15 protein-coding genes are annotated in these 17,427 nt (G+C 62.7%); 3 read left to right on the top strand and 12 right to left on the bottom strand.

Annotation, left to right across the window (positions count from 1 at the left end; genetic code table 11):
• Window positions 1-80: 80 nt before the first annotated feature.
• The 4 genes from AC0AII_RS04010 to AC0AII_RS03995 form a co-directional block, all read right to left on the bottom strand.
• The gene (locus AC0AII_RS04010) at window positions 81-281 is read right to left on the bottom strand and encodes a hypothetical protein (RefSeq protein WP_024627988.1); all 201 of its coding nucleotides are present in this window, start codon (window positions 279-281) and stop codon (window positions 81-83) included.
• Between the two features lie 85 nt (window positions 282-366).
• Window positions 367-1,602: a multiple monosaccharide ABC transporter permease gene (gene mmsB / locus AC0AII_RS04005; RefSeq protein WP_024627987.1), complete on the bottom strand. Its 1,236-nt coding sequence runs from the start codon at window positions 1,600-1,602 to the stop codon at window positions 367-369.
• The gene (locus AC0AII_RS04000) at window positions 1,599-3,155 is read right to left on the bottom strand and encodes a sugar ABC transporter ATP-binding protein (RefSeq protein ID WP_024627986.1); all 1,557 of its coding nucleotides are present in this window, start codon (window positions 3,153-3,155) and stop codon (window positions 1,599-1,601) included. Before AC0AII_RS04000 ends, mmsB begins: the two co-directional genes overlap by 4 nt.
• A gap of 77 nt (window positions 3,156-3,232) precedes the next feature.
• On the bottom strand, window positions 3,233-4,387 hold the full coding sequence (locus AC0AII_RS03995; protein ID WP_045924497.1) for a substrate-binding domain-containing protein: 1,155 nt from the start codon (window positions 4,385-4,387) through the stop codon (window positions 3,233-3,235).
• A gap of 235 nt (window positions 4,388-4,622) precedes the next feature.
• On the opposite strand from AC0AII_RS03995, the gene AC0AII_RS03990 reads away from it, so the two are divergent.
• The 3 genes from AC0AII_RS03990 to AC0AII_RS03980 are packed head-to-tail and all read left to right on the top strand — an operon-like array spanning window position 4,623 to window position 7,008.
• Entirely contained in the window at window positions 4,623-5,816 is a 1,194-nt protein-coding gene (locus tag AC0AII_RS03990; RefSeq protein WP_490446215.1) for an ROK family transcriptional regulator, read from the top strand.
• Between the two features lie 15 nt (window positions 5,817-5,831).
• Window positions 5,832-6,671, top strand: a complete 840-nt coding sequence (locus tag AC0AII_RS03985) for an ATP-binding cassette domain-containing protein (RefSeq protein ID WP_490446214.1) — start codon at window positions 5,832-5,834, stop codon at window positions 6,669-6,671.
• 16 nt (window positions 6,672-6,687) lie between these two features.
• The gene (locus AC0AII_RS03980) at window positions 6,688-7,008 is read left to right on the top strand and encodes a hypothetical protein (protein WP_490446213.1); all 321 of its coding nucleotides are present in this window, start codon (window positions 6,688-6,690) and stop codon (window positions 7,006-7,008) included.
• Window positions 7,009-7,066: 58 nt separating this feature from the next.
• Here AC0AII_RS03980 and metF read toward each other — a convergent pair whose 3' ends face one another.
• The 8 genes from metF to AC0AII_RS03940 all read right to left on the bottom strand — a co-directional run bounded on the left by metF (window position 7,067) and on the right by AC0AII_RS03940 (window position 17,383).
• Window positions 7,067-7,948: a methylenetetrahydrofolate reductase [NAD(P)H] gene (gene metF / locus AC0AII_RS03975; protein WP_101432409.1), complete on the bottom strand. Its 882-nt coding sequence runs from the start codon at window positions 7,946-7,948 to the stop codon at window positions 7,067-7,069.
• Window positions 7,941-10,277 (bottom strand): 5-methyltetrahydropteroyltriglutamate--homocysteine S-methyltransferase, encoded by a 2,337-nt coding sequence (gene metE / locus AC0AII_RS03970; RefSeq protein WP_490446212.1) that lies wholly within the window; start codon window positions 10,275-10,277, stop codon window positions 7,941-7,943. Before metE ends, metF begins: the two co-directional genes overlap by 8 nt.
• A 177-nt stretch (window positions 10,278-10,454) precedes the next feature.
• Complete coding sequence (locus tag AC0AII_RS03965; protein WP_144085607.1) at window positions 10,455-11,015, bottom strand: SixA phosphatase family protein; 561 nt, start codon at window positions 11,013-11,015, stop codon at window positions 10,455-10,457.
• Window positions 11,016-11,096: 81 nt separating this feature from the next.
• The gene (locus AC0AII_RS03960) at window positions 11,097-12,230 is read right to left on the bottom strand and encodes a tRNA (adenine-N1)-methyltransferase (protein ID WP_490446211.1); all 1,134 of its coding nucleotides are present in this window, start codon (window positions 12,228-12,230) and stop codon (window positions 11,097-11,099) included.
• Window positions 12,231-12,236: 6 nt separating this feature from the next.
• Window positions 12,237-14,183 (bottom strand): ABC transporter ATP-binding protein, encoded by a 1,947-nt coding sequence (locus AC0AII_RS03955; protein WP_490446210.1) that lies wholly within the window; start codon window positions 14,181-14,183, stop codon window positions 12,237-12,239.
• Entirely contained in the window at window positions 14,184-15,947 is a 1,764-nt protein-coding gene (locus tag AC0AII_RS03950; protein WP_490446209.1) for an ABC transporter ATP-binding protein, read from the bottom strand.
• Between the two features lie 141 nt (window positions 15,948-16,088).
• Entirely contained in the window at window positions 16,089-16,928 is an 840-nt protein-coding gene (locus AC0AII_RS03945; protein ID WP_490446208.1) for an ABC transporter ATP-binding protein, read from the bottom strand.
• A gap of 2 nt (window positions 16,929-16,930) precedes the next feature.
• Window positions 16,931-17,383, bottom strand: coding sequence for a tripartite tricarboxylate transporter TctB family protein (locus tag AC0AII_RS03940; RefSeq protein ID WP_490446207.1), 453 nt, complete (start codon window positions 17,381-17,383; stop codon window positions 16,931-16,933).
• Window positions 17,384-17,427 lie beyond the last annotated feature (44 nt).

Raw genomic sequence — 17,427 nt, 5'->3', positions numbered from 1 at the left:
TCATCCCCTGCCTTTCCTCGGGCCCGCAACGACACTGACATCCACGGGGCCGGTACAGGCATTATAGGGGGAACGGGTCGTCAGCCCTTGCGGCCCTCCCGGAAGGCGCAGACGGCGCAGTATACGGTGACGACGGCTAAGCACACGGAGAAGATCAGTGTGGGCCAGGTCAGCAGGCTGCCGTCCCGCACAGCCTCAGCCAGGGATTGGACCAGCCAGATGGCGCAGGCCGCAGCAGTCAGGCCATACATCCGAGAACGAGCCTTGCCGGTGATACGCACGATTGTGCTCCTTTGTACCGATGTTCCAAAGATGGTTGATCGGCATGAGGGACGGCAAGTGCCCGTCTCTCATACCGATAATTGGTTAGCTCTTGCGGCGCTTGGACATGACGTCGATAGCCACGGCCAGCAGGAGCACCAGCCCCTTGATGGTCTTGACGATGGCCGTGTCCACGCCCATGATGGACAGTCCCTGGTTGATCACACCCATGACGAAGGCTCCGACGACCGCCCCGGGAATGGTGCCGATGCCGCCGGTGACAGCCGTGCCGCCGATGAAGCAGGATGCGATGGCGTCCATTTCGAACTCCATACCAGCCTGGGCGGTGGCCGAGGCCAGTCGTGAAAGCATGCAGATGGCTGCCACAGCCGACAGGAAGCCCATGTGGACGAAGAGCGTGAAGTCCACCCGCTTGGCGTTGATGCCCGAGAGCACGGCAGCCTTGCGGTTGCCGCCCACTGCGTAGACATGCCGGCCGAAGACGGTCCTGGTGAGGATGAAGTTGTAGATCAGGACCAACACGGCCACGATGACCAGCATTATGGGCGTCCCGCCCTGGTTCTCATTGCCGGAGGAGGCCAGCAGGTAGGTCACGAAGAGGATGACGACTGCGGCCACGATGATCTTGCCGGTCATCAGGGCCTTGGGCTCGGGAACCAGACCTACAGCCAGGGTCTTGCGGCGGCGGGCAATCTGCGACCAGGCGTATGCCAGGATGCAGATCAGGCCCAGCACCACGGTCAGGCCGTCGAAGGGGCCCCACCATCCCAGGATGTTGGGCAGGTAGTCACGGGCGATCCCCCTGAACTGCGCGGAGGTAATGGGCACGGACTCGCCGACGATGACCGTGGCCAGACCACGGAAGATCAGCATGCCGGCCAGGGTGGTGATAAATCCTGGAATGCCGATGACGGCTACCCAGAAGCCCTGCCAGATGCCGATCAGCAGACCCACGATCAGGGAAAGGCCGATGGCCACGATCCAATTGACCCCCATATGTTCCATGAGGATGGCGCACACGCCTCCGATGAAGGCCACCAGCGATCCCACCGACAGATCAATGTGGGTGGCGATGATGACCATGACCATGCCGATGGCCAGGATGATCACGTAGGCGTTCTGCTGGATCAGCGAGACGAAGCTGTTGGGTTTGAGCAGCACCCCCTTGGTCAGTATTTCGAAGACGACCACGATGACCACCAGAGCGCCGACGATGCCATACTGCCGGGCGTTGCTGGCCAGGGAGGCCAGAATGCCAGGTCCTGCCTGTTCTTGTTCCACCGCCTGGGCGGTGCTCTTGTTGCTGTTGGGCGAGCTCATCTGGCTGCCACTCCCTTCTTTTCCTGGGTCATGCCCTTCATCAGATACTCCTGCGAGAAGTCCCGGCGCTCCACGTCGTTGGTGATGACCCCCTGGCTGACCGTATAAATCCGGTCACAGATGCCGATCAGCTCGGGCAATTCAGAGGAGATGACCACCACAGCCTTGCCCTGGTCGACCAGCCGGTCGATGATCTCGTAGATCTCGTATTTGGCTCCCACATCAATGCCTCGGGTGGGCTCGTCCAGGATGAGCACATCAGGATCCGAGATCACCCACTTGGCCAGCACGACCTTTTGCTGGTTGCCGCCGGAAAGGGTGGAGACGGGCACATCGATGTTGCTGCACTTGATGTTGAAGTCCTTGCGGTACTCCTCCACCCGTGCCCTCTCCAGGTTCTCGTTCATGACTCCATGACGGCTCATTTTCTTGAGCGAGGCCAAGGAGGCGTTTTCCCTGATGTTCTGCAGCAGGTTGAGTCCGAAGACCTTGCGGTCCTCAGTGGCGTAGGCCAGGCCCGAATCGATGGCCGACTGGACGTTCGGCAGCTCGACCTGACGGCCATGCATCTCGATCCTGCCGCTGATGTGGCTGCCATAGGACCGACCGAAGATGCTCATGGCCATCTCGGTGCGGCCCGCACCCATGAGTCCCGCCAGTCCGACGATCTCACCCTGGTGAACCACCAGATTGGCATGATCGACCACGGTGCGTGAGGGATCCTGCGGATGGTGGACGGTCCAATCGCTGACCTTGAGCACCTCCTTGCCGATGTGCGGCACGTGCTCGGGATAGAGGTTGGTCAGCTCGCGGCCGACCATCTTCTGGATGAGCAGATCCTGATCCAGCGGGTGGTCTTGGTCGATTCGCATACCGCCCACCGTGGAGCCATCCCGTAGAATGGTCACCCCATCCGCAATCTGCCCCACCTCGCCCAGCTTGTGGGTAATGAGGATGCTGGTCACTCCCTGCTGGTCACGCAGCTGTCTGACCAGATCCAGCAGATGATCGGAATCATCGTCGTTCAAGGCGGCTGTAGGTTCATCCAGAATCAGCAGCCTGACGTGCTTGGACAGCGCCTTGGCGATCTCCACCAGCTGCTGCTTGCCCACTCCAAGGTCCATGACCCTGGTGTCGGGTTTCTCGTCCAGCCCCACACGCTCCAACAGACGCGAGGCCTTGGCCCTGGTCGTGTCCCAGTCCATGACGCCATTGTGGGCCTGCTCATTGCCCAGGAAGATGTTCTCGGCGATGGACAGGAAAGGGCTCAGCGCCAGCTCCTGGTGGATGATGACGATGCCGTCGTCCTCCGAATCATTGATGGTCCGGTAGCGGCATGGCTTGCCGTCGAACAGGATTTCGCCGGTATAGCTGCCATGAGGGTAGACCCCGGACAGCACATTCATCAGGGTTGACTTGCCGGCCCCGTTTTCCCCGCAGATGGCATGGATTTCGCCCTTGCGCACATCCATGTCGACATTGGACAGGGCCTTGACCGGACCGAAGGTCTTGGTGATTCCCTGCATTCGCAACAAGATGTCCTCGTCGGACATGCTTTCACCTCCTGTGCGCCGACCGTCCCTCCCCTTGACCGGAAGCGGGACGGTCCGGCGCGACTGTGATGCCAACCTCACTTGGTCAGCTGATCGAATCGTGCCTGGGTCAGGTAGTTCGCCTTGACCAGATCGGTCAGGTTGTCCTTGGTGATGGCCTTGGGATCCAACAGCTTCGAGGGCACCTTGATGCTGTTGTTGTCAAAGGTGCCGTTGATGCCGGTAACCTTCTTGCCTTCGGCGATTTCGATGATCATGTCGTAGACGGCCTGGGCCAGCTTGTTGACGTCCTTGAAGACGGTCTGACCCTGCAGCCCCTTGGAGATGTTGGCCACGGAGATCTCCATGGCGTCCTGCCCGGTGATCTTGGGCCAGTTGTCGGTATTGGGCTGGATGTCGGGCCTCTTGGACTGGATGGCGTTGATGACTCCCTGGCTGATGCCGTCATAAGGGCTCAGCACAGCATCCAACCGCTCGCCATGGGCGTAGGTCGAATCAAGAATGGATTCCATGTCCTTCTGGGCCTGCTCGGTCTTCCAGGACTGGACGGAGATCTTCTGCCAGTCTGAAAGCTTGAAGTCCTTGGTCACACCGCCGCCATGCTGGGAGGGGCTGACCAGAACGCCCGACTTGAAGTAGGGCTGCAGCAGCTCCCAGGCGCCCTTGAAGAAGTACTTTGCGTTGTTGTCGTCGGGAGAACCGGTAAAGAGCTCAATATTGAATGGACCCTTGGCTCCGTTTTTGAGCCCCAGCTGGTCGATCAGCCAGTTGGCCTCCAGCACGCCGGTGCGCTCAAGCTGGAAGGTCGCATAGTAGTCAACGGCCTTGGTGTTCATGATCAGCCGGTCATAGGCGATGACCTTGGCCCCGGCATCCTTGGCCTTCTCGACAGCCGGCCCAACAGCGGTGCCGTCCTTGGAAGCCACCACCACGATCTTGGCGCCCTTGTTGACCATGTTCTCGATGTCGGCATTCTGCTGGGCGGGCTTGTCATCCGCGAAGGAGAGCACTACCTTGTAGCCTGCTTTCTCCAGTTTACTCTTGAGGTTGTTGCCGTCCTTGTTCCAACGTTCCTCGGACTTGGTGGGCATGGACACGCCGATGGTGGCGCCTTTGCCGATCGATCCTCCCTCCTGGGAGGAACTGGAGGCACGTGAACCTCCGCAAGCGCCCAGTCCGGTCAGCATGGCGACGCCGATGACCGCCGCCATGGCTCGTTGCATCATCTTCATGAAGACTCCTTCATCCTTGAATTCTCTGGCAGGCATCTCCGTCTGCCTGGGTCCCTTCATTGCAGGCCCAGTGGTCAGCATACCCAATTGCGTTAACTTTATCAACTCAACAAAGCTGATTATCTATTTATCTGTTTCGTACATGAATTTAATAATTTGTTCGAACTGTTGTCTTTCATCGGCGCAGGGGTGCACTGGGCGGGGGCAAGCCACGATCTTGGCTACACTGGAATCTATGGCACATCGATTGTTCGGTTCACAGTCCTCCCTGCGTGAGGCCAACCGTGCCCTCCTGCTGGATACGATCCGAAGATTCGGCGCCATGACCCAGATCGAATTGGCTGAAAATACTGGGCTCTCAACAGCCACTGTCTCCAACCTGGTACGCCTGATGGGCGAGCAAGGACTTCTGGAGACATCCTCCACCACCAGAAACGGCCGCCGCGCCACCCTGGTCATGCTGGCCCGCCGCAAGGGCCTCGGAGTCGGGCTCTACATCGGCCGTCACGAAATGCGGCTGGAAGTTGTCGACGCCAGCCATGCCATCCTGGCAGAGCATGATATGGCGCTGCCACGGCAGCACAAGCCTGACACAACACTGGAGCGGGCCATGATCCTGATCAAGGAGACGCTGACTTCCATCGGCGCCCAATCGGATGAGCTTGTCGGCCTGGGCCTGGCCATGGGGGCCCCAGTGGACTGCAGGACTCACCAGCTGGCCATTCCCGGCATCCTGCGAGGCTGGGACAAGGAGGATCTGATAGGCACCTTCCATGAGGCTTTCCAGGTGCCGGTCCAGGTGGACAACGATGCCAACTTCTCAGCCATGACCGAGCTGAGAATGGGCGCGGCAGTCGGCAGACGAAACTTCGTTTACATCCACGCCAATGACGGTGTGGGTGCGGGAATCGTCATCAACGGCGAGGTGTGGCGGGGCACCACCGGGCTGGCAGGCGAAATAGGCCATGTCCAGGTGGATCCCTTGGGCGACATCTGCATCTGCGGCAATCGCGGGTGCCTGAATACGGTGGTGGACGAGAGCCGTCTGGTCTCCTTGCTCAGCGTGACACACGGGAACATGACCCTGGAGGATCTGGTGGCCAATGCCGTCAAGGGGGATCCGGGCTGCAGACGGATTGTGGGCGACGCGGCCATCCGCATCGGCAATGTAGTAGCCGATCTGTGCAACGCCGTGGATCCCGAAGTGGTGGTCCTGGGAGGCATCCTGAGCACAACAGAAGATGTGTTTCTGGAACCCCTCCGGGAGACTCTTCAGCGCATGCTTTTCCCTGATGCCATGGTCCCCATGGAGGTGCTCCCTGCCCGCTATCCGATTACCGGATCGGCTCTGGGGGCGGCTATGATGGCTGTCGATAGCGTCAACGAACACATTGATGTGTCCAACAAATCCGCAGGTCGATCATCGTAGAGGAGGTGACCAGGATTGCATAAAACCGCTGTCTTGATGCAGATGGACGACCTCTGCATCAGGTTCGGGTTCGTTGAGGCCCTCAAACACATACACCTGGATATTCGCCAACACGAAGTGCTCGCCATCGTAGGTGACAACGGGGCAGGCAAGTCCACACTGGTCAGGATTCTGTCCGGCTTGATCCGACCCGACCAGGGTACCTTGCTCTGGAAGGGCCGACCGACCAGCATTCCCTCGATCAGAGTCGCCAATCAGTTGGGCATTGCAGCCGTTTTCCAGGGGCAGGACTTCTGCGACAACCTGGATGTCTCCTCCAACCTCTTCCTGGGCAAGGAATTGCGCGATCGTCACCATCGGCGTGACGACGAAGCCATGCGTCGGCGCACCCGTCAGGTCCTCCAGTCGCTGTCCTCCCCCATCCGCGTTGGACAACCCATGGCAACCCTTTCCCTGGGGCAAAAACAGACTGTATCGATCGCCAGGACCCTGCTGGACAATCCGGAGTTGATCCTGCTCGACGAGCCGACGGCCTCCTTATCGGTCATGCAGTCCGCAGAGGTGCTCAACTACATCAAGCGCATGCGTTCCGAGGGGCGCAGCATACTCATGGTCTGCCACGATCTGCCGGACGTTTTCGCGGTTTCCGACCGCATAGCAGTCATGCGCCAGGGACGACTGGTAGGAGTCCTTCCTACGGCCAAGACATCTTATGAGACTGTAATAGCCTTGATTTCGGGCATCGATCCCGAAGATGTCATACAGGACCAGCAGCAACTGGATGCCATGGCCAGAGCCAACGCTCGCGTCCACGCCCTGCGCGGCACCAGAAAGATCTTGCCCGAACAATCATGAATGAAGGAACCCTGGAATGCAGCTGACCGATACCCTCCTGACCATCGTCTGCGCCCTGATAGGGCTGGCGGTGGGACTGATCTACGGACTTCTGCCCAAGAAAAACGACCGACTGACTGATTCGCAGCAACGCTGGACACAGGTCCTGTCCCTGATCGGGGTCGGCCTGGTGGTGGTGCTCATTCTGCTGGGACGTGATCTGGCCTCCTGGGTAACCATCGGAGGGATGGTCCTTGGCCTATTGATTGGCATGATACCGCCCTTGAACAGAGCTGCGCTCAAGGTCTGGCCATGGCTGAGGCCCCGCACTGACAATCATGGCCGAAAGCGTCGCTGAAAGCTGGCAATCACGCTTTTGCCGTCATCGATGCGGGGCCTCCCCCGCTCCTATGCGATTATTTTTGGCTGCTGACCGGTTCCTCCTTGGCCCCAACCTGATGGAAGAGGTGACGGACGTTGTGCCAGATGCGCCTGGTGACGCCAGAGTGGTTCATGGAGTAAAGGTGGATGCCGTCCACCCCGTGGGCCACCAGGTCGGCGATCTGCTGTGAGGCGTAGATGATGCCCGCCTCGCGCAGGCTGGCCCGGTCGTCGCCCCAGCGCTCCAGGATGGACTCAACAGCCGCCGGGATCCGCGCCTTGCAGACCTCGCTCATGTGCCGTACCTGTCCCTCGTTGGTGATGGGCATGATGCCGGCCTCGATGGGCACTTGGATGCCGGCTGCCCGAGCCCGGTCCAGGAAGTCCAGAAAATCGGCGTTGTCGTAGAAAAGCTGCGAAACCAGATGATCCACGCCGGAATCCACCTTGATACGCAGATGCTCCATGTCCTCCTCGGGCGAGGCGGCCTCCGGGTGGGTCTCCGGATAACAGGCTCCGTATATCGACAGGTTGGGCCGACGGGAGCGGATGTAGGAGGCCAGGTCGCTGGCATGGTCGAAGACTCCGGCAGGCTCACGGCCCTCCACGCTGTCGCCGCGCAGGGCCAGCACCGCTGCCACCCCGGCGTCGTCGAACATGTCCAAGGCCTGGTCGATCACCTCGCGGTCCGCGTACTGGGCGGTCAAGTGCGCCACGGCAGGGATGCCGTACTCGGTATGGATGGTCTTGGCTATGCGGGCTGTGGCCGTGCGGTCCGAGCGCCGGCCGGTCCCGTAGGTCACCGAGATGAAGTCGGGCATCAGCCCTTCCAGCCCATCCAAAGTGTCATAGATGGTGCCCACCGGGGCATCACGCTTGGGGGGAAAGACCTCCAGGGAAAAGATAGGCTCATGCATGATCCGACTCCTGACTGGACGATAGTTCCGCACGCACCTGATGGGCGGCGGCCACCATGTGCTCCAGGCTGGGCCAGGTCTCCGTGTCGCCTCGGGTCTTCAATCCGCAGTCGGGGTTGATCCAAACCTTGGCCGCATCCAGCTTCTTCAGGATGGCGTGGATCCGGTCCACGATCTCCTCGGTGGAAGGGATGCGCGGCGAGTGGATGTCGTAGACTCCGGGGCCAGCCTCGGTCTCGAACTTGGCCTCCTGAATGGCATCCAGGACGGTCAGGTCGGAGCGGGAGGCTTCGAAGGAGATCACATCGGCGTCCATGGCATCAATGTCCTTGATGATGTCGTTGAACTCCGAGTAGCACATGTGGGTGTGAATTTGCGTCGTTGGTTTGACGCCGGAATGGACCAGCCGGAAGGCGGGAATGGCCCAGTCCAGGTATCGGCTGTGCCAGTCGGAGCGCCGCAGTGGCAGCTTCTCGCGCAGGGCGGCCTCGTCGATCTGGATGATGCGGATGCCCGCGGCCTCCAGGTCCAGGACCTCGTCACGGATGGCCAGAGCCAGCTGGCGGGTCTGCTGCTTGTGATCGATGTCCTCGCGGGGCCAGGACCAGTTGAGAATGGTCACCGGCCCGGTCAGCATCCCCTTGACCACATGGTTGGTGCGGGATTGCGCGTAGGAAGACCAGCGCACCGTGATGGGCCGGGCGCGGGAGATGTCCCCCCAGACGATGGGAGGCTTGACGCAGCGGGTGCCGTAGGACTGGACCCAGGCATTCCGAGTGAACAGGTAGCCCTTGAGGTTCTGGCCGAAGTACTCGACCATGTCGTTGCGCTCGAACTCGCCGTGGACCAGCACATCCAGGCCGATCTGCTCCTGGTGGTCGATGACCTGGTCGATCTTGCGGGCGATGAAGTCGTCGTAGTCCTCCTGGCTGATCTCCTTCTTGCGCAGGCGGGCCCGCTCGGCGCGGACCTCGGCGGTCTGGGGGAAGGAGCCGATGGTGGTGGTCGGCAGCAGGGGCAGACCCAGCTCCTGGGCCTGGATCCTCTGGCGTTCGGGCCGGGCCGGGGTACGCACAAAGTCCTCGTCCTTCAGGCCGGCCAGACGCTGCTGCACCTGCGGGTCGGGCTGGACGCGGCTGCCGTCGAAGAGCTTCTGGTTGTCGGCAAGGGCCTTGCTGGAGCGGCGCTGACCCTCGTCGGCATCGGCCAGCTGGGCCAGGTCGTGCAGCTCGCCCAGCTTTTCCAAGGCGAAGGCGAAGTGCGGCCGCACAGTGTCGGCATCCAGCCCGTCCTCGTCGGCCACGGTATAAGGCACGTGCAGGAGGGAACATGCGGTGGACACCACCACGTTCGGGGTCACCTGGTGCAGGGCATCCAGCAGGCCCAGGCTGACGGCATAGTCGTTGCGCCAGATGTTGCGGCCGTTGACCAGGCCGGCGAAGATGGTCGTTCCCTCCGGCACGCCATGCTCCTTGAGGGCAGCCAGATTCTCATCCCTGCCCTCGACCAGATCCAGGCCGATGCCGTCGAAGCCCAGGTCAACCAGCCGGTCGTAGCAGTCGCCAATATGGCCGAAGTAGGTGTTGAGCAGGATACGGACCTTGCCCTGGCCGCTCTGGCGGACCTTGAGAATGGGCCCATAGAGGGTCTCGAAGAGGTCCTGGTCGCCCGGTTCCTTGTCCAGGACCAGGTAGGGCTCGTCCAGCTGCACCCAGTCGGCGCCCAGGTCGACGAACCGCTCCAGGATGGTCGCATAGGCCTTGGCCAGGTCCTGGACCAGTGCCGGATCGGGATCCAGCAGCTCGCCCTGTGGACCGCGTGCCAGCTTGAGGAAGGTGTAGGGGCCGATCAGCACCGGCTTGGCAGCGATGCCCTGCTCGCGCGCCTCCTGGAACTCCTTGAAAGGCTTGTCGCCTTCCAGGGCGATTTTGGTGCCCTGGTCGATCTCGGGAACCAGGTAGTGGTAGTTGGTGGTGAACCACTTCTTCATAGGCAGAGCGGTCACGTCACCCTGCTCCCCCTGGTAGCCGCGGCCCATGGCGAAGAGGGTGTCCTCGGGGCCCAGGCCCAGCTTCCGATAGCGCTCGGGCACGACGCCCAGGAGGATGGAGGTATCCAGGACCTGGTCGTAATAGCTGAAATCGTTGACGGGGATCAGATCGACGCCGGCCTCCCGCTGAAGCTGCCAGTGCCTGGCCCGCAGATCGGCGGCCGTGCGCCGAACCTCGTCCAGATTCCGTTCGCCCTTCCAATAGCCCTCGATGGCCCTCTTGAGTTCGCGGTGCGCGCCGATGCGCGGGAATCCGGACACGGATGTAATCGCTGCCATGAAACCTCCCAGTTTCGTCCTGATGTCTTTGGTCAGCCTATCAGCGGCGGGGGGAGGCGGGTAATTGGTGCAAATAAGGTGTCGCCATAACCTGAATCGATAACGACAGGACGGCAAGCGGGGGACTGAAGCCCGTCAAGACTGCCTGCAGCGGTGGCCTTGAGCTTGTTCCGCCGGTCAGTCCTCCAGGTCCTGGGGGCCCAGAATGCCCAGCAAACGGGCCTGGTGGGTTCCCCAGTCAGTCAAGGGCCGCTCGGAGCCCAGCAGGACCATGGTGGCCGGCGGCAGTCCAAGATTGAGCAGGTCCAAGAGGTCGGGGTCGGAGTTGTCCTCGGCCAGCCACTGTGAGCAGATAGACATGGTGGGCTCATGACCCAGGATCAGGACCCGGCGGTCACGGTCCTCGGTCTGCGCCAGCTGGTCGAAGACCGCCTGCATGCCGGATTCATAGAGTGATTCTCGGTAGTCGACCCGGGGCCCGTCCCCCAGGGGCTTGAGCATGCCGTCCAGGGTCTGACGGGCCCGGGGCGCACCCGAGCAGATGATGCGGTCGGGCACCAGGCCCAAAGCGGCCAATCCACGGCCCATGATCCGGGCCTGCCGCTGGCCACGGTCGGTCAGCTGGCGGCTGCGATCGCCCTGTGACCCCTGGCGTTCGGTCTTGGCGTGACGCATGAGCATAAGGGTTCGGCTGCACCGCCGCAGATCCTCGGCCTTCAGACCTTTTCGCAAACCCATGCCATGCTTCCTTTCCCGAAGTTCCTGTCAGGCGTCTTCCCCATTATGGCAGAGCCAGGTGAAAGTGAGAGTCATGGGCGATCAGCCTTTTTGCTCCTTGCCGTCTTCCAGAGTGCGCACCTGATGATCCAGGTCACGCAGCACCTTGCGCAGCTTGCGATCAGAGACCCGGCGCAGCTCCAGATCCTCGAGGTCCTCAAGGTCTTCCTTTTCGCGCTCGCGGTTGGAGCCGCTGCTCTTGGCAAGCGGTCGGCCCTGATCGACGTCAGTCTGGTAGTCCTTGGTAGCCCGGACATGCTTGCGCAGAGCCTGCTGGCCGGGAGCCATGGCCCTGCTGGTCAAGAGGAAGCCGGTGTGCCCGATCATCTCATGCTCGGGTCGGACCGCCAGACCGTCGGCCTTCCAGGAGCGCTCCAGGCTCTCCATGATCTCGGGCTCGGTCCATCGGCCGTCGGCGCGCAGGGCCTCGGCCAGTCGGCTGAGCTGGGTGGTAGTGGTCACATAGGCGGTCAGCACGCCGCCGGGGGCCATGACCCGGTAGGCCTGCTCCAGACGGTTCCAGGGGTCCAGCATGTCCAGAACAATACGGTCGAATTCGTCCTCGGGCAGGTCGGCCGCAAGGGTGTCGAAGTCGCCGGTACGCAGGTCCCACTGGGCAGGGCGGTGCCCAAAGAATACGGTGGCGTTGCCCATGGCCACCCGGGCGAACTCCTCCCGCCGCTCAATGCTGGTGAGTTTGCCTTCCGTGCCGATGGCATCCAGCAATCCCAGACTCATGGCCCCTGAGCCGGCTCCCGACTCCAGGACCCTCATGCCCGGACGGATGTCGCCCAGAAGGATGACCCTGGCCACATCCTTGGGGTACATGATCTGGGCACCGCGCGGCATGGAGAGTATGTAGTCCTCTAGCCGGGGGCGCATGATGGTGAAGGCCCATCCTCCGATGCCTCGGGAAGACTTCCAGGGCTTGGCCCTGTCAGGCGCCTGTGTGTCGGTGTCGACATCCTGCTGGTGGCGCATCTGCCGCCACTTGTCAGCCGAGATGGTCACTACCACGGATCCCTCGGGCAGGCCAATCATGGCCTCGTGCGGCAGGAGCCCATGGTCGGTCTGGGTCAGGCCGCCAGGTTCCAGCATGACCGTCAGCCTGCGGCCACGCCGGTCGGTCAGCTGGACCCGCTCCCCTGCGCTCAGCGGTCCTCGCCTTAGGCTCATGCCTTCTCAGTCCTCCTCGCCCTTGGTGAACTGGGAGTTGTAGAGGGAGGCATAGGCGCCGCCGCGCTCCAGCAGCTGGTCGTGGGTGCCTTGCTCGACCACCGAGCCGTGGTTGACCACCAGGATCAGATCGGCGTCGCGGATGGTGGACAGCCTATGGGCGATGACGAAGGAGGTTCTGCCTTTGCGCAAGGTGTTCATGGCCTGCTGGACCAGCAGCTCGGTCCTGGTGTCCACCGAGGATGTGGCCTCGTCCAGGATCAGGATGTCGGGGTCGGACAGGAAGGCCCGGCAGATGGTCATCAGCTGGCGTTCGCCCTGGCTGAGCTCGCTGCTGTCCTCATTGAGGACGGTGTCGTAGCCCTGGGGCAGCTTGCGGATGAACTCGTCCACGTGGGTGGCCTTGGCGCCATCGATCATGGTCTGCTCGGGGATGGTCTGCCCCTCGTCCAGCCCGTAGAGCAGGTTGTCGCGGACGGTCCCGTCGAAGAGCCAGGTGTCCTGCAGGACCATGCCGAAGTGGCTGCGCAGGTCGTGACGGGTCACCCTGGAGGTGTCCACGCCGTCGATGGTGATGTGTCCGCCCTGGATCTCGTAGAAGCGCATGAGCAGGTTGACCAGGGTGGTCTTGCCCGCCCCGGTGGGTCCCACGATGGCGATGGTCTGCCCGGGCTTGGCCTCGATGGACAGGTCCTTGATCAGCGGCTCGGCCGGATCGTAAGAGAAGCGGACGTGGTCGAAGCGGACATGGCCCTCGACCTTGCCTCCGGTCTCCTGGCCCAGATGGTCGGGATGCTCGATGTCCGGCACCTCCTCGGCCTCGTCCAGGAAGTCGAAGACCCTGCGGCAGGAGGCGAGGGAGGATTGGAGCATGGTGCCCATGGAGGCCAGCTGCCCGATGGGCTGGGAGGCCTGACGGGTGTACTGGGTGAAGGCCTGCAGGCCGCCCAGGCTCATGCTGCCGTTGAGCACGTGCACGCCGCCGACGATGACCACGATCACGAAGCTGAAATTGCCGAAGAAGGTCGACATGGGCGTGACCAGAGCCGAGAAGAAGGAGGCCTTGAAGCTGGCCTGGTAGAGCTCCTGGTTGCGCTCCTCGAACTCCTCCTCCGCCTTGCGCTGGTGGCCGAAGGCCCGGACCACCATGTGGCCGGAGAACATCTCCTCCACATGGCTGTTGACCTGGCCGGTGCGGATCCACTGCCTGGTGAACTGGGGCTGGGTCTTCTTGAGGATGATGCCCGCGCACAGGGCCATGACCGGGATGATGATGAAGGCGATCAGGGTCAGCAGGGGCGAGATGGTCAGCATCATGATGAAGGCGCCGATGATGGAGAAGACCGAGAAGAGCAGCTCGCCCAGGATCTGCTGCAGGGTGCCCGAGATGTTGTCGATGTCGTTGGTGGTCCGGCTCATGACCTCGCCGCGCGGGGTCCGGTCGAAGTACTGCAGGGGCAGCCGGTCCAGCTTGTCCTCGATCTGCCTGCGCATGGTGTAGACCGCGTCTGAGACCAGCCGGGTCATCAGGAAGTTCTGCACCAGCCTGACCAGAATGGAGATCAGGTAGATGCCGATGACGAACATGAGGATGGTGCCGAAGCGGCCCCAGTCGATGCCTACGCCCACCTGGACGTTCATGGAGTCGATCATCCGGGCGAACTTGTCCTGGCCGCGGGACTGCAGGTAGGCGACCACAGCCTGCTTGGGGGTGCCGGGCTTGGCGCCCATCTTGACCAGCATGGACCCCAGCAGCCCCTCGAAGAGGACATTGGTGGCCTCGCCCATGACCTTGGGGCCGATGACGATCATGGCCACGGCGGTCATGCCGGCGAGGACCATGACGATGACCCTCCAGGGGCTGGCCAGCAGGTAATGGACCAGCCGGCCCACGGTGTGACGGCGGCCGCCCACGGCCTGTGAGCCTGTGTGTGCGCTCAAGTCCTTGGCCATCTACTCGGCCCTCCCCTCGTCAATGCTGAGCTCTTCCACGTCGGGACCCTGCCCGCCCTGGGATTGGACGATCTCCTGGTAGGTGGGGCAGTCCTCCATGAGCTCGTCGTGGGTGCCCCGGCCGACGATGCGGCCCCGGTCCAGGACCAGAATCTGGTCGGCCTGGCGGATGGATGCCGCCCTCTGGGCGACGACGATCTGGGTGGCCTGGCGGGTGACCGGCACCAGGGCCTCGTGCAGGGCGCGGTCGGTGGTCATGTCCAGGGCGGAGAAGGAGTCGTCGAAGGTGTAGATGCGGGGGTTGCGCAGGATGGCCCTGGCCATGCAGAGCCGCTGCTTCTGTCCACCGGAGAAGTTGGTGCCGCCTTCGGCCACGCGGGCATCCAGGCCCTCGGGAATCTCACGGACAAAGTCCTCGGCCTGAGCGATGCGCAGGGCCTGCCAGATGCGGTCGTCGTCAGCTTCGGGGTCCCCATAGTGCATGTTGTCGCGGATAGTGCCGGTGAAGAGGGTGGCCTTCTGCGGGACCGGCCCGAAAATCAGAGCCAACTGGTCGGGGTCGTACTCGCGCACGTCGTGGCCATCCACCAAGACCTGGCCGTCGGTGACGTCGAACATGCGGTTGGCCAGCCGGATAATGGTGGACTTGCCGGATCCCGTGGCTCCGATGATGGCCGTCGTGGTGCCCGGCCGGGCGGTGAATGAGATGTCCGAAAGAACCGGATCCTGGGCGCCCGGGTAGCTGAAGTCCACGTGTTTGAACTCCAGCAGGCCCTGGGGGTGCTCGTTGCGGTAGGGGCGTTCGGGAGCGGCGATCTCGCTGGTGGCCTCCAGGACCTCGTTGATCCTTCGGGCGGCCACAGCGGCCCTGGGCAGCATGACCGACATCATGGCGGCCATCATCAGACCCGACAGGATGATCATCAGGTACTGGATGAAGGCCTGCAGGGCGCCGATCTGCATGGCTCCGGAGTCGATGCGGCGGCCGCCGAACCACATGATGGCCACATTGGACATGTTTAGCAGGAACCACATGAGCGGCACCATCATGCTCATCAGCCGGCCGGTGGAGATCAGGACGCCGTAGACGTCGCGGTTGGCCTTGTCGAAGCGGGCGGCCTCGGTCTTCTCGCGGACGAAGGCGCGTATGACCCGCACGCCGGAGATCTGCTCGCGGACCAGGCGGTTGACGGAGTCCAGCATGTTCTGCAGGCGGGTGAACAGGGGTCCCATCCTGCCCATGAGCACCAGGGCCACCAGAAGGATCAAGGGGACGATGACCGCCAGGGACCAGGTCAGGGGGCCGTCCTGGCGCAGGGCCAGAATCAGTCCGCCGATCAGCATGACCGGGGCCTGCAGGATGATCATCAGGGTCTGCATGGTGGTCATCTGCATCTGCTGGACGTCATTGGTGGTGCGGGTGATCAGGGAACCTGCCGAGAAGCGCTCGATCTCGTTGAGGCTGAAGCCCTCCACCGAGGCGAACAGGTCCCTGCGCAGCTCGTAGCCCATCCTCATGGCCAGCCGGGTGGCGCAGTAGACGGCGACCACGTTGGCTACGATCTGGATGGCGGTGATGCCCATCATCTGCCAGCCGATCCTGTAGATGGCATCCTGGTCGCCTACGGCCACACCCTTGTCGATGATGTCCGCCTGCAGGTTGGGCAGGTAGAGGTTCAAGGCCGTCTGCGCCACCTGAAAGAGCACCAGAACGGCCACCTGAAGCCAGTAAGGCCGCAGGTAGCGAGTCCATATCTTGATCACGTCAACATCCTTCACGCATACAAGTCCGCCGCGATCTCCGGGCAGACAAACCACCACAGTCTATACCCGTGCCCTGGTGAACGAATCGCTATTCCTTGAGCTGATACGGGCGTGTCAGAACGTGTCGGCAGGCAGTGGCGTTCAGACGGCGAAGGCGCCCCAGCGTCCGTCGCGGTGGACCACGGTCAGATCCAGACCGAAGAGTTCGCTCAGGCGCGGACCGGTCAGTCCACCCTCCAAGGGTCCCTGATAGACGATGGTGCCCGGATCCGGGTCGCCGGTGTCTGCAGTGTCGGCAGGACGCCGACCCATCATGGCTATCCGATCGAAGCCCAAAGGGATCTCCTCAAGCCGGTGGGTGACCAGGATGACCGTACGGTCCTTGTCTTCACGGCCGATGCCGCTCAAGGCCCTGAGCACCAGCTCCCGGCCGCCCAGGTCCAGCCCGGTGGTCGGCTCGTCCAGGATGAGCAAATCGGGATCGGCCATCAGCGCCCGGCAAATCAGCACCCGGCCACGCTCCCCCTCGGAGAGCCGGTACATGCGCTTGCCCTTAAGGTAGGCGATGCCGAACCGATCCATCAGGGCCAGGGTGGCCTCTTCCTGTTCGGGCGTAAAGGTCTCCCTCCAGCGGCCGGTGGTATCGCTGAAGGCTGTCAGCACCACGTCGTAGGGATCCTCCTGGGGGCTGATGGTCTTGGCCAGGCCGGCCGAGGCCAGACCAATCCGATGCCGGTAGGAGAAGACGTTCACCTTGCCCAGCCGGTTGCCCAGGATCTCCACGCTGCCGGTGCTGGGGAAGCCTCGGGTGCTCATCATGGCCACCAGAGTGGATTTGCCCACCCCGTTGGGTCCGAAGAGGACCCACTTCTGCCCACGGCCCACCTCAAGGTTGACATCGTTCAGTATGACCCGGCCCTGACGGCGGAATCCCACGTGCTGCATGAGCACGGCCTGCTGTTCTGCCACGCTTTCGGTCATGGTCACAGGGCCGTTCCGTAGGAGTCCAGGCGTGGATTGTCCCGGTTGCCGCCGACCAGGAAAAGCCCCAGCACGCCCAGGCAGAAGACCGCCGCGATGGCGATGGTGGCCCAGATGGGAACGTGGGGCAGCCACATGCAGACCAGGAAGGCCAGGCCGGAACAAATGATCAGGGCCCAGACCAGAATCCGCAGCCATTGGCGCACGCCGCTAGGAGCCCTGAGCAGACGGGGGTTGCGGTCGTTGGGATCGACGGAGTCCTTCTGCACCAGGTCATCGGTGTGCCCGGTGGGCTTCCATTCGGCGCTCTGGCCTGCCTCCAGCCGACGGGAGCGCTCCTGCAAGGCCCGTTCGTCCATCACTCCGGCCCTGCCCTTGGCCGCCATCCTCCGGTCGTCGCTGCCGCCACGGCGGCTCCGCTTGGCCTGCGCCCTACGTTCAGCGCGGTTGGTCATATCCCACTGCCTCCATCCCTTCGATCGGCACCATACTTTTTCAT

This window comes from Bifidobacterium sp. VU/mBH4 (B4) (assembly GCF_058199535.1).
This window is presented reverse-complemented; position numbering and strand designations above follow the sequence as displayed.